Source organism: Novosphingobium sp. (assembly GCF_049240505.1).
In the GTDB taxonomy this organism is placed as follows: Bacteria; Pseudomonadota; Alphaproteobacteria; order Sphingomonadales; family Sphingomonadaceae; genus Novosphingobium.
Genome location: NZ_JBMLSM010000173.1, coordinates 49,932 through 62,346, shown reverse-complemented (window position 1 = coordinate 62,346; position 12,415 = coordinate 49,932). Strand labels below are relative to the sequence as shown.

Here is a 12,415-nt window from a genome sequence, read left to right as displayed (position 1 = left end):
TGGTGCAGCTAGGTGCATCTAGGTGCACTTCAGGATTTGCGTTTCGACCCAGGCAATGATCTCTGCCGCGCGCTGTTTCGGATCGATGATATCGCCATCAATCCCCAGCTGCCAGGCAAGCCCTGCCTGCGCCGGATCACCGGCCAGACGGGCAATCTTTTCACGGTATGACACCAGTTCCGCCTCGTCCGCAAAGAAGCCCTGCACAATCATGTCATCGGCATAGAGCGTGTAGAGCTGCACCAGTTGGGCAAGGTCGAACTCGGGGTGATACTGCACCGCCCAGACCTCGCTTTGGCCCAGCGGAATGACGGCGGCCTGAACCGTGCTGTGGCTGTTGGATGCCAGCAGCGTTGCCCCGGCGGGCATTTGCACCACTTCATCGTAGTGGATGCAGGGCGCATCGAAAACGCAGGGTTTGGCGCGGAACATCGGATGGGCAAGGCCCGCATCGTTCAGCGCGATCTTGCGGGCAAAGCCCACCTCGCGGCCCCGTGGATTGAAAGCCACTTCGCCGCCCGCCGCCATGACGGCGATCTGCAGGCCCCAGCACGAACCGAAAATCGGCAGGCCATTGTCCGCCGCTTCCCGGATCAGCGCGATCTGGTTGGTAACCGCAAAGTCTGCGTCATAGGCGTGAAGCGACGAGCCGGTGACGACGAACCCGGCGTAATCGGCCCAGCGCCGTCCCTGCGGAATTTCCTCACCCTCGTCAGCGCCGTTCAGCACATCGAGTTCGATCTGCGGGAAATGCGCGGCGATGGCCTCGGCATAGATTTCGCTTGAACTGCGGACGCCCAGTTCGCGGCCTTTGGCCCGCTTTTCGGCGGTGTTTCCTTCAAGCAGCAGAAGTCGGGTCATGGGATCGTTCTCTTGTTTTCAGTGCGAAGTCTGGGCGAGGCGGGCGCGGAAGGCGTGAGGCGAAATGCCGCTCCAGCGATGGAACGCGCGCGTGAAGTTGCTGTGTTCGGCATAGCCCAGCCGCAGCGCGATCTGCGCGATCGAAAGGTCGGGCCGGGTGCGAAATTCGAACACCGCCTGCCGCATCCGGCATTCGTCCAGCACCTGCTGGAAAGAACTGCCTTCCTCGGCCAGCTTGCGGCGCATGGTGCGGCTGGACATGCCGATTTCGCGCGCGATGCGGTCCTGTTCGATGGTGTGGCTGTTGAGATCGCGGAACACCACTTGCGCCAACCTTTCGACAAGCGGCGTGCGGCGGCGCAGAGTGACGATTTCGCCCGACAACCGCTTCATGTCCGCTTCCGGCCCGCCCGATGGCGGCAAAGCAAGGTCGAGCATCTGCGCGGGAAAGCGGATCTGGTTGCTGTCTGCGCCGAACGTGCAGGGCGCACGCAGAACCTTGCCGATATCGCCGCGCATTTCGTGCGCATCGGCTTCGAACGCGAATTCGATTTTGTCCCACGTGCCGCGTGTGCCGCGCTTGATGATCTGCCCGATGATCCCCAGCGAGAACATGGCGTCATGATGGCGTGGCCATATGTCGGGATCGAGAATGCGATAGCTGACCGCAGCCATATCGTCTTCGCGTTCAAGCCTGATGTCGGTGCAATCCTGCAGCAGCGCGAAGAAGTCGACAAGGCGGCGCAATGCCGTGCCGACTTTGCCCGCGGAATTGACGGCGGTACCGATGGGGCCGAGTGAGCCTAGATCGTAGTGGACACCAGCCAGCCAGGGCACGGCAACATCGCGGGTTTCGCGCACCACGTCTTCGGAGAAACGGACAAATTCGGCTAAAGGCATCGAAGTGGAGGGCGCTGTAGGCATCGCCGCGCAGGGTTGCGCCACGCCGGGCAAGGCAAGCGCTGTTGACGCCCTGCCAGCCAGAATACCGTCCCAGCCATCGAGCGCAGCCGTGCGCACAGTCGCTTGCGACATCATCAATTCTCCCCGGTCGGCATGATGCCCGACATTCTCGTTGTTTTGGGAGCGTATCGATTCGTTCGCTTCAGATATTGATCAAAACGATCGTAAATTGATCAAAAGTGTCTTGGTGTTGGCGACAGTCAAAAAGGGTGGTGGTTGACCGCTCCTGCCAAGCGGGGACGGTCGCATCGTGGAATCCTGTTTCCCTGCCGGACCTTTTGCGGAAAGGTCGATCCCGGCGGTGGAAGGTTCTTGCGAATGCCCAGCCTGACGAGTTCCCTATCCGACGCCGGAGGCAAAAGCCTTGCGGACGTGAACGGGTGGCCTGCGGTGGCCAGTGCCATCGTTCTGGGCACCATCGGCGTCCTGTCGTTCATCATCCAGCCGGGGCTGGTGCAGGGCTTCGTGACCGAAATGGGCCTTTCGGAACCGGCGGCGGTGGACCTTGCCGGGATAGAAATGCTGGGCGTGGCCCTTGCCGCCATCGCACTCGCTTTCCTGGGCGGCAGGATCGACTGGCGTCATATCGTGGCATTCGGCCTTGGCGCGGCGGTGGCGGGCAATGCCGGATCAGCCTTTGGCGGCGAGGCGCTTTTTGCACTGTCGCGGTTCGTTTCCGGCGTGGGCGAAGGCACGATCATATCAATCAGCTTCACGTTCGTAGGTGTGACGCGGCGGACCGAGCGCAACGTCGCGCTCTATCTGGTGCTTCTGCTGACCTATGGGGCGTTTACGCTGTGGCAGTTGCCTGCAATTCTCGATGCCATCGGCTTCAAGGGGCTGTTCGGCATCTTTGCCGTGCTATCGGCCATCGCGGCTGTGACCATTCCGTTGGTGCCGCGCGCCTATGTGGCCGAAGCGATGGCAAACCCCGAAGCGCGGCAGCTTTCGCCCCCGTTGCTGGCGGTCGCGCTGGCAGGCGTGCTGGCGTATAATCTGGCGCAGGGGATCGCCTGGGCGGTGCTGTTCCTTGTGGGCATCGGTGCAGGAATTGCCGAACAGCAGGTGGCCGATGGCCTGTTCCTTTCGCAAGTGACTGCCATCGGTGGCGCGCTCGCTTCGGTGTTTCTGGCAACGAAGCTCAATCGCAACAGGGCCATCGCCTTTGGCATTCTGGCCGGAGCGGCCAGCATCGCATTGCTGCTGGGCCATCCATCGGTCCTGCTGTTCACGCTGGGAGTCTGCGGCTTCAACGTGCTGTGGAACTTCGTGCTGCCATTTATCCTTGGTCGTATCTGCGATTTCGACACCAGCGGGCGCATGATGGCGCTGGCCATTGCCATGCAGATGAGTGGGCTGGGCGGAGGGCCGTTGATCGCCGCGCGGCTTATGGATGGCAGCGGTTATGGCGCGGTGCTGGCGGTGTGCATCGCCCTGTTCATTGCCAGCTTCCTGTTGCTGCAATTGCCCATGCGCAAACACGCCCTGCTGCTGGCGGCCAGCAGCACGGCGGGATCGCCCACACCTTTTTCATCCTGAACAAACGGAATTTCCATGCTTTTTGCCACGCTTGCTGCGGGGGAGGGCCTTGATGTGCTCAATCCTGCCACCGAAAACCGCATCGCAACCGTCCGATCCTATTCGCCTGAGGAGATTGCAGGGTTGATCGAACGCGCCGATGCCGCGCGCCCGGTATGGGCGGCGCGCACGGCAAAGGATCGCGCCGTGGTGCTGCGGCGCTGGCATGACCTGATCATGGCGCGGCAGGACGATCTTGCCGCGCTTGTGACAGCGGAAAGCGGCAAGCCGCTGGCCGAGGCGCGCGGCGAAGTGGCCTATGGTGCGGCGTTCATCGAATGGTTCGCCGAAGAGGGCAAGCGCGCCTATGGCGAGACGATTCCCACTTTCGCCCCCGGCAAGCGGGTGCTGACGATCCGGCAGGCGGTGGGCACCTGTGCCGCGATCACGCCCTGGAATTTCCCCATCGCAATGATCACCCGCAAGGTTGCGCCCGCGCTGGCCGCCGGATGCGCGATGGTGGTCAAGCCGGCCGAGGCGACGCCGCTGTCCGCGCTGGCGCTTGAGGTGCTGGCGCATGAGGCAGGCATCCCCGCGGACCTCTTTCGCATTGCGCCCACTGATGATCCGGCGGGCGTGGGCACATTGTTCTGCACCCATCCGCTGGTGCGCAAGCTGAGCTTCACCGGCTCCACCCGCGTCGGCCAGATCCTGATGGAACAGGCAGCGGCAAACGTCACGCGGTTGAGCCTTGAACTGGGCGGGAACGCGCCGTTCATCGTATTCGATGATGCCGATCTGGATGCGGCGGTCGATGGACTGATGGCTTCGAAATTCCGCAATGCCGGGCAGACCTGCGTCTGCGCCAACCGCATTCTGGTGCAAGACGGCGTGCACGATGCCTTCGTTGCCAAAGTGGCGGAGCGTGTGGCGGGGCTGGTGGTGGGCGATGGCGCTGCATCGGGCGTCACCATCGGACCGCTGATCAATCGCGCTGCGGTGGGCAAAGTGCGCGAACTGGTTGGCGCGGCGCGGAAGGCCGGGGCCAGCGTCATCAGCGGGGGCAAACAGTCGGACGCGGGCGCAGGCTTTTTCGAACCGACGATCCTGACCGGTGTGAGGCCGGACATGGCGGTAGCCTCTGCCGAGATATTCGGTCCCGTCGTGCCGGTGATCCGCTTTGTCGATGAGGCGGATGCGATCCGCATCGCCAACGACACGCCCTTTGGCCTCGCCGCCTATTTCTACGCCCGCGACATGGGCCGGATCTGGCGCGTGATGGAAGCGCTCGAATACGGGATGGTCGGCGTGAATGACGGGATCATCTCAACCGAAGTCGCGCCGTTTGGCGGGATCAAGCATTCCGGGCTGGGCCGCGAAGGATCGCGCCACGGCCTCGATGAATACCTCGAACTCAAATATTGCCTGATGGGAGGCATCGACCGATGACCACTAACGCCGAACTCTGGTCCCGCCGTGAAGCCGCCGTGCCGCGCGGCGTGGGTTCCATGCACCAGCGCTTTTTCGCGCGGGGCGACAATGCCGAGGCGTTCGACGCCGAAGGCAACCGCTACATCGATTTTGCCACCGGCATTGCCGTGTGCAACACCGGCCACGGCCACCCGCGCGTAATCGCTGCGGTGCAGCGGCAGCTTGATGCGTTTTCGCACTGCTCGTTTCAGGTCACGCCTTACGAAAACTACATTGAACTGGCCGAAAAGCTGAATGCCATCGCGCCAATCGACGGGCCGGTGAAATCGATCTTTTTTACCACCGGTGCCGAAGCGCTGGAGAATGCGGTGAAAATCGCCCGTGCGCACACCGGGCGGCGCGGGATCATCACCTTTCAGGGCGGCTATCACGGGCGCACGCTGCTGACCCTGGCGATGACCGGCAAGGTCTTGCCATACAAGGCAAAGTTCGGGCCGTTGCCGGGTGATGTGTTCCACACGCGCTTTCCCATCCCCTATCACGGCTTTTCGGAAGAACAGGCCGTGGCGGGGATCGAGGCGCTTTTCGCTTCGGCCATAGAGCCGTCGGCAGTGGCGGCCATCGTGCTGGAGCCGGTGCTGGGCGAAGGCGGTTTCTACACCGCGTCCTATGCCTTTTTCAAAGCGCTGCGCGAAATCTGCGACCGCCACGGCATCCTGCTGATCGCAGACGAGGTGCAGGCCGGCTTTGCGCGCACGGGGCGCATGTTCGCGATGGACTGGGTGCGCGAGGCGACCGGCGTGACGCCGGACCTGATGACCGTGGCCAAGGCGATGGCGGGCGGCTTCCCGATATCGGGCGTGATGGGCAAGGCCGATATCATGGACGCGCCCGATCCCGGCGGCCTTGGCGGCACCTATGGCGGATCACCGCTGGGCTGCGCGGCGGGGCTTGCCGTGCTGGACGTGATTGCAGAGGAGAACCTTTGCGCGCGGGCGGTTGAGATCGGTGACCGGATCAAGGCGCGGCTGCGCGGTCTTCGCGATGGCGGCATTGCGGCCATCGGCGATGTGCGGGGACCGGGTGCGATGATTGCACTGGAACTGGTCCACGATGGCGATGCGTCGCGGCCCGATCCCGATCTGACCCGCGCGATCGTGCAGGACGGGGCGAAGGACGGATTGTTGCTGCTGTCGTGCGGGCTGCGCGGCAATGTGGTGCGGTTCCTGCCCGCGCTGACCATGCCCGATGCGCTGCTGGATGAAGCGCTGGACAAGCTGGAGGGCGTGATAAGGCGGGCGGTCGGCGGCTGATTGGCCGGATAAGGCAAGCGACATGCAAGGCCAGGACGCACCTTGCATGTCGCCAATGACAAGGGACCGGCCCCGCCGGCGCATCGCGCTGGTGAAGGGCACTGGGGGGAAATCATGATGACATCTGTGAAGTTCGCGTGTTCGGTTTCGATGCTGGCGCTGATCGGAATGGCCGCTCCGGCCGTGGCGCAGGAAGCGCAGGCAACCGAGGCGCAAGCGGCGGAAAATACCTCGGTTTTTGGCGGCATAACGGTGACGGCCAACAAGCGGGCCGAAAACGTCCAGAAGGTGCCCATTGCGATCACCGCCTATTCGGGCGATCAGCTTAAAGCATTGGGCGTGACCGATGCGACGCAGATCACCCAGCAGGTGCCGGGCCTGCAGCTTAACGCATGGTCGCCCAACGTCACGATCTTCAACTTGCGCGGTATCTCGCAGAACAACTTCACCGACTATCTCGAAGCACCGATCGCGGTCTATGTCGACGATGCCTACATGGGGTCGATCAACGGGCTTTCGGGCCAGTTGTTCGACGTTTCGCGCGTGGAAGTGCTGCGCGGGCCGCAGGGCACTCTGTTTGGCCGCAACGCCACGGGCGGGCTGATTCACTACCTGTCCACCGATGCCAGCAAGGCCGAATTCAACGGCTATGTCACCGCCAGCTACGAGCGGTTCGACCGGCGGGCATTGGAAGGCGCGGTGGGCGGATCGCTGACCGACGGCATCCGCGCGCGCATCGCGGGCCGCGTGGTGAAGGCCGATGGCTATATCAAGTCGGCTGCCGCGCTGCCGGGCGTGTTCGATGGCAACGGGCAGGATCTTGGCAGCGAAAACGGCTGGGCGCTGCGCGGCACGGTGCAAGCCGATCTGGGACCGGATGGAAAGCTGGACCTGTGGGTCAAGCACAGCGAGGACAACAACGTCGCCACCGGCGGTTATGTGTTCGACAACTGCAACCTGCAGGACAACGGCTATTGCGGCACCGATGCGGCGGGGCTGGGCAACGGCAGCGGCGGGGTGATCAACGGGATCACCGGCGAACCGGCCAGCCCGTTCCAGAACTTCAGCGATACGCCGGGCGTGTTCAACCGCAACACCAATATCTATCAGGGCAAGCTGACCTATGATCTTGGTGGCGTGGATCTGACCTCGATCACCAACTACACCGATCTGCGCAAGGATTATCAGGAAGACGGTGATGCGCTGCCGGTAGAGGTTATCGTGTTCCGCACCAACGCGCGTTACCAGCAGTTCAGCCAGGAGCTGCGCCTTGCGGGCGAGAGCGACCGGGTGCGCTGGCAGGCGGGCGCATACTATCTCGACATGAAGATCCGGGGCGGCATGGACACCGTGGGGGCACCAGCCATCGGCGCGGCGCTGGCGGCAGGGCTGCCGGGCGTTTCACCGACCATCGCGGAAACGTATGACGTGCGATCGAAGAACTGGTCGGTGTTCGGGCAGGCCGAATTTGACCTTTCCGACAAGGTGACCGTCATCGGCGGTGTGCGCTATTCGAAGGACACCAAGACCGTCGACTATCGCTCCGCCGTGGTCGAAGGGACAGCTTCCGCCCTGATTGCCACGGACGAGACGTTTTCAGCCACTGTCCCCGGCGCAAACCGGATTTCCGATGGCGATGTGGCCGCGCGCGTGACGCTGAATTACAAGCCCGCCGACGACACGCTGCTGTTCGCGTCGTGGAACCGGGGCATCAAGGGCGGCAATTTCACGCTCAACGGCTATGTGACCGCGCAGACCTTCCAGCATCGTCCCGAAACGCTCAATTCGTTCGAAGCGGGGGTGAAATGGTCCAACCCTTCGCGCACGCTGCGCGTCAATGCGACGGCCTATCATTACATCTACGACGATTATCAGGCCTTCGCGCTGATCGGTGGCGTGCCGCAGGTGGGCAACAGCAATGCCAATGCGACTGGTCTGGAGCTGGAAACGTTCTTCCAGCCCAGCGAACGCTTCAACCTGAACCTTGGCGCGACGTGGGAGCGGACGCACGTCGATACCGTGCAGACGGCGGGATCACAGTTCCTTTCGGTGCTGGTGCCCGGAGCGTCGGTGCCGCAATATTGCGCCGACCAGAACGACGGCACCTACTTCTGCGATTATCCGGCCAAGTCGATCAGCGGGGCCAAGTTTCCCAACGCGCCCCGGTTCAGCTTCAACTATGTGCTGCGCTACAATGTCGATGCCTTTGGCGGCAATGTCGTCGCGCAGGTGGATGGCGTCTGGTACGACAAGCAGTTCCTTGAAGTCACCAACGGCCAGTCGTCGATCCAGCCAGCGTATAACGTGACCAACGCCTCGCTAAGCTGGACTTCGGAGGACGATCGCCTTTCGGTGCAGGTGTTCGGACGCAACGTGTTCGACAAGGCCTACCGCGCCTATGCGCTCAACCTTGGCCCGCTTGGCACGACCTCGGTTTATGCCAAGCCTGCGACTTATGGGATCAGCGCCACGGTCAAGTGGTAGCGCCCGGCAATTCACCCTGAACTAGAGCCAGATGAAATAAGGTTGCACCGCCGAGACGGAGCCGATTTTGGCCCAGCGCGAGGAGAGAGGAGGGAGCCATGCCGTCGCATAGTGACCGACGATCGACGCTGCGATGGGCCAAAATCGGCCCGCCGCAAAGCGGTTGCCTCAGGAAGCCTCTCGGCCAAGGACTGTGGCAGCATCGCGTCTCTTGTCCGGGCAACCAGCCCGGCCTGCGAAACACTCCTTGCCGAGAAGCTTCCTGAGGCAATCCCGGCGATGCAACCTTATGTCATCTGGCTCTTGCGTCGCCTTTCTGCGGGAGGGCGGCGTCATTTTGCATTCGTCTGCGGTAGCGCCCCGGCGATGTGCCGAAATGCCGCGTGAAGCTGCGCACGAAGGCCGCGCTTTCGGAAAAGCCCAGAGCGAGCGCAATTGCGCTGATCTCGCGCCTGCTTTCACGCAAGAGGCGCGCTGCGGCGTCCATCCGGTGGACCGCCAGAAGCGCGCGCCAGCTTGTGCCTTCATCGACCAATCTGCGGTTGAAGGTTGCGGGGGAGCAGCCGAGGCGCTGGGCCACATCGCTGGCCTGCGGTGGACGGTCGAGCGGCACGGCGCTGATCGCCCGCCGCACCCTGTCGGCAAAGCCTTCTGCATCACCGGTTCCAACAGGTTCGCGCCTGCGCAGGTGGTCTTCGATGATCGGGTGAAGCGAAGAACTGAGCGCCGTGCCGCGCCTGTCCAGCAGCGCCGCGTCGAACGAAAAGGCGTTGGCTTCCTGTTCGAAGAATACATCGCAGCCGAAGTAATCCCGGTAACGGGAGTAATCGCCCACGCGCTCATGTTCGAACCGCACTTCGCGCAGTTCGATGCTGCCACCACAGAACTGGCGGGCGAGCGTGAACATCGCGCCGATGGAGTATTCGGTGTCCTGCCTGCGTGCGGTGAGCCGCTGGTCGAGCACCATGTATTCGAACGTGGCCCATTGCGCGCCGGTGCTGAACGTATTGCGCGATGCCTGCTGCATCAATGCCAGATACCGCGTGAAGCTGGTGAAGGCTGCGCCCAGCGTCGGCGCGCTTAGGAACAGGAAGCTCAACGGGCCAAGACTGTCCGATCCGGTAAGCCGCGCGGCGTGCAGCCCGAAGTGCGGGTTGCGCACAAGGTCGGCCGCGCTTTCGAAGAACGCAAGGAACGCGGCCAGCGGGATCAGCCCTTCGGGATCGTCGACCTGTTCCTGTGTGATGCCAAGCCTTGCCAGCAAGGGTGCGGCATCGCGGCCCGTCAGTTCGACACAGTTGGCCACATGGCGGAGGAACTGTGCGGAGATCGTCGGCGCGTGCATGGGAAGCAAAGACTATCGATCACAGCCAAACTGGCAAGCGATCCGCTTGTCCTTCAGGCACCGCCGTAGATCGACTTCACCTCAAGAAACTCCTCAAGCCCCCAAACGCCCCATTCGCGGCCATTGCCCGACATCTTGTAACCACCGAAAGGCGCCGCGCTGTCCAGCCCTGCGCCGTTCAGGTGGACCATGCCGGTGCGCAGGCGGCGGGCCACTGTGCGGGCGCTGTCCTTATCTGCGCCCCAGACATAGCCTGACAGGCCATAGAGGCTGTCGTTGGCGATGGCGACGGCTTGATCCACACTGTCATAGGCGATGATCGCCAGCACTGGGCCAAACACTTCCTCGCGCGCGATCGTGGAATCGGGGGCAACGTCGGTGAAGATCGTCGGCGGCACGAACAGGCCGTTTTCCAATCCTGCGGGCAGGGCAGAGCCGCCGCACAACAGGCGCGATCCTTCGGCAACGCCCTGATCGATCAGCGCGACGACGCGGGCGTATTGCGCTGCGTTGGCAACCGGCCCCATATCGGGATTGTCGGCGGGCATACCGACGGTAATCGCCTGTGCCGCAGCCTTTGCCAACGCTTCTGCTTCGGCCAATCGATCGCGCGGGACCAGCAGCCGCGTAGGCGCGTTGCAGCTTTGCCCGGTGTTGAGCATACAGCCGCGCACGCTGGCAGGAACGACCTCTGCCAGATCGGCCCCCGGTAGCACGATGCTGGCGCTTTTGCCGCCCAGTTCCAGCGCCACCCGCTTTATCGTGGGCGCGGCATTGGTGGCGATGGCCACACCGGCGCGGGTAGAGCCGGTGAAACTGACCATATCGACATCGGGATGGCCGGTCAGCGCATTGCCGATATCCGGCCCAGCACCGTGGACAAGATTGAACACGCCTTTGGGCAGGCCAGCCTCATCCATGATTTCGGCAAGGATCGCAGCGTCGAGCGGGGCAACTTCGCTGGGCTTGAGCACCATCGTGCAGCCTGCCGCCAGCGCGGGGGCGACCTTGGTGGCGATCTGGTTCATCGGCCAGTTCCACGGCGTGATCAGCACGCAGACACCGATGGCTTCGCGTTGCAGCAGCGTGGAGCCGAGCGGGGTTTCGAACGGGTAATCGCGCAGCACGCGGATCGTTTCGGTAAAATGCTGCGGGCCAGACCCGGCCTGCGCCCCGCGCGCAAGGCCGATGGGGGCGCCCATTTCGGCCATGATCGCATCGCCGATCTCGTCAGCACGGGCAACAAGAGCGGCGTTGATCTTCTCCAGAAAGCCAAGCCGCTTTGCGCGGCTGGTGGCCGACCATGCCGGAAAGGCTGCCTTCGCCGCTGCGATTGCCGCTTCGGCATCGGCGGGGCTGCCCAGTGCAACCTCACCGATGACCGAACGGTCCGCCGGGTTGGCGATGGCCGCGCGTGCGTCGGCCACCGGCGCGACCCACGCGCCATCGATGTAGAACCGCGTTGCGTCAGCCATGTCGCGTGCCGGTCCTTACTTCGTTTCGTCGAGCGCGGATTCATAGAAGGCCGCGCCCTGGCCGCCCGCAGCACGCTTTCCGCGAAACTCCCAGTCACCACCCATCGCGGTCGAGATCACTTCCTCGCTTTCGGTCGGCTGCGCGCCGCAATCGTCGCGGATCGGGGTAGGACCGTGAACGATGGTGTTCGAAAGGCTGCCAAGGCCTTCGACTTCGACTTCCACCACATCGCCGATCTGCACCGGGCGGCTGTTGGCAGGGGTGCCTGAAAGCAGCACGTCGCCCGGCTCCAGCGTGATGGTGCGCGCGATGTCGGCCACCAGATAGTGCATGTCCCATTCCATGTTGGCGGTCGTATCCTCCTGTTTGAGGACGCCATTCACATAAGTGCGGATCATCTTGTCTCGGAAATCCCAACCGGTAACGAGGCCGGGGCCGATGGGGCAAAGCGTGTCTGATCCTTTCACGCGCAGCATGGAACCCGCATCGGTATCGCGGAAATCGTGCAGGCCATAATCGTTGGCAACCGAATAGCCGAGGATGTAGGCACCCGCTTCGGCAGGAGAGATGTTGCGGCATGTCTTGCCGATGACGATGGCGATTTCGCCTTCGTAGTTCAGCCACTTGCAGCGTTCGGGGCGCACGATGGCACCGTTGTGGGTGTTGAGTGCGGTCAGCGGCTTCTGGAAATAGGTGGGAGCAGGCGGCAGCCTGGTGATGAATTCCTGCACGCGGCTGTGGTAGTTCAGGTGAACGCAGATGATCTTGGACGGGTTGCAGGGCGCAAGGTGCACCGCCTCGTCGACGCCAATGCTGCGCCCGTCTCTGGTGACAAGTTCATCGCCCTGACGGGTGGTGAGGATCGGATAGCCATCAAGCAGGATGCGGCGATATTCGGTGGTCATAGGGCCTCGACTGGGATCGTGAAGATGGATTGTTGAAGCACACCATAGGGCGGCACCGGCCATCCGGCTTTGGCCGTTGTGGCCAAGCTTGGGTCGAAAGCCGCGCTAGAACGAGGGCT

General features: G+C 63.1%; 9 protein-coding genes. 4 read left to right on the top strand and 5 right to left on the bottom strand.

The window, feature by feature from the left end:
* Nucleotides 1-18 precede the first annotated feature (18 nt).
* Both ACOVQ0_RS14095 and qhpR read right to left on the bottom strand, forming a co-directional pair.
* The gene (locus ACOVQ0_RS14095) at nt 19-861 is read right to left on the bottom strand and encodes a type 1 glutamine amidotransferase (protein ID WP_421885579.1); all 843 of its coding nucleotides are present in this window, start codon (nt 859-861) and stop codon (nt 19-21) included.
* 18 nt (nt 862-879) lie between these two features.
* Nucleotides 880-1,899: an AraC-like transcriptional regulator QhpR gene (qhpR, locus tag ACOVQ0_RS14090; RefSeq protein WP_421885576.1), complete on the bottom strand. Its 1,020-nt coding sequence runs from the start codon at nt 1,897-1,899 to the stop codon at nt 880-882.
* A gap of 243 nt (nt 1,900-2,142) precedes the next feature.
* Here qhpR and ACOVQ0_RS14085 point away from each other — a divergent pair, with 243 nt between their 5' ends.
* The 4 genes from ACOVQ0_RS14085 to ACOVQ0_RS14070 all read left to right on the top strand — a co-directional run bounded on the left by ACOVQ0_RS14085 (nt 2,143) and on the right by ACOVQ0_RS14070 (nt 8,570).
* Nucleotides 2,143-3,363 carry a hypothetical protein gene (locus ACOVQ0_RS14085; RefSeq protein ID WP_421885574.1) on the top strand — a complete coding sequence of 407 codons (1,221 nt, stop codon included), beginning with the start codon at nt 2,143-2,145 and terminating at the stop codon, nt 3,361-3,363.
* 15 nt (nt 3,364-3,378) lie between these two features.
* Nucleotides 3,379-4,791 carry an NAD-dependent succinate-semialdehyde dehydrogenase gene (locus ACOVQ0_RS14080; RefSeq protein WP_421885572.1) on the top strand — a complete coding sequence of 471 codons (1,413 nt, stop codon included), beginning with the start codon at nt 3,379-3,381 and terminating at the stop codon, nt 4,789-4,791.
* On the top strand, nt 4,788-6,086 hold the full coding sequence (gabT, locus tag ACOVQ0_RS14075) for a 4-aminobutyrate--2-oxoglutarate transaminase (protein ID WP_421885569.1): 1,299 nt from the start codon (nt 4,788-4,790) through the stop codon (nt 6,084-6,086). Before ACOVQ0_RS14080 ends, gabT begins: the two co-directional genes overlap by 4 nt.
* 114 nt (nt 6,087-6,200) lie before the next feature.
* Nucleotides 6,201-8,570 (top strand): TonB-dependent receptor, encoded by a 2,370-nt coding sequence (locus ACOVQ0_RS14070; RefSeq protein ID WP_421885567.1) that lies wholly within the window; start codon nt 6,201-6,203, stop codon nt 8,568-8,570.
* A gap of 292 nt (nt 8,571-8,862) precedes the next feature.
* On the opposite strand, the gene ACOVQ0_RS14065 is transcribed toward ACOVQ0_RS14070, so the two are convergent.
* The 3 genes from ACOVQ0_RS14065 to ACOVQ0_RS14055 are packed head-to-tail and all read right to left on the bottom strand — an operon-like array spanning nt 8,863 to nt 12,296.
* Entirely contained in the window at nt 8,863-9,915 is a 1,053-nt protein-coding gene (locus ACOVQ0_RS14065) for an AraC family transcriptional regulator (protein ID WP_421885565.1), read from the bottom strand.
* Nucleotides 9,916-9,968: 53 nt separating this feature from the next.
* On the bottom strand, nt 9,969-11,390 hold the full coding sequence (locus ACOVQ0_RS14060; protein ID WP_421885562.1) for an aldehyde dehydrogenase family protein: 1,422 nt from the start codon (nt 11,388-11,390) through the stop codon (nt 9,969-9,971).
* 15 nt (nt 11,391-11,405) lie between these two features.
* A complete protein-coding gene (locus tag ACOVQ0_RS14055) occupies nt 11,406-12,296 on the bottom strand; it encodes a fumarylacetoacetate hydrolase family protein (protein ID WP_421885560.1) in 891 nt (296 codons plus the stop codon).
* Nucleotides 12,297-12,415 lie beyond the last annotated feature (119 nt).

What these genes read in the sequence shown, in the direction of transcription:
- ACOVQ0_RS14095 (WP_421885579.1), bottom strand. Translation starts at nt 861, where the DNA reads ATGACCCGACTTCTGCTGCTTGAAGGAAACACCGCCGAAAAGCGGGCC.
- qhpR (WP_421885576.1), bottom strand. Translation starts at nt 1,899, where the DNA reads ATGATGTCGCAAGCGACTGTGCGCACGGCTGCGCTCGATGGCTGGGAC.
- ACOVQ0_RS14085 (WP_421885574.1), top strand. Translation starts at nt 2,143, where the DNA reads ATGCCCAGCCTGACGAGTTCCCTATCCGACGCCGGAGGCAAAAGCCTT.
- ACOVQ0_RS14080 (WP_421885572.1), top strand. Translation starts at nt 3,379, where the DNA reads ATGCTTTTTGCCACGCTTGCTGCGGGGGAGGGCCTTGATGTGCTCAAT.
- gabT (WP_421885569.1), top strand. Translation starts at nt 4,788, where the DNA reads ATGACCACTAACGCCGAACTCTGGTCCCGCCGTGAAGCCGCCGTGCCG.
- ACOVQ0_RS14070 (WP_421885567.1), top strand. Translation starts at nt 6,201, where the DNA reads ATGATGACATCTGTGAAGTTCGCGTGTTCGGTTTCGATGCTGGCGCTG.
- ACOVQ0_RS14065 (WP_421885565.1), bottom strand. Translation starts at nt 9,915, where the DNA reads ATGCACGCGCCGACGATCTCCGCACAGTTCCTCCGCCATGTGGCCAAC.
- ACOVQ0_RS14060 (WP_421885562.1), bottom strand. Translation starts at nt 11,390, where the DNA reads ATGGCTGACGCAACGCGGTTCTACATCGATGGCGCGTGGGTCGCGCCG.
- ACOVQ0_RS14055 (WP_421885560.1), bottom strand. Translation starts at nt 12,296, where the DNA reads ATGACCACCGAATATCGCCGCATCCTGCTTGATGGCTATCCGATCCTC.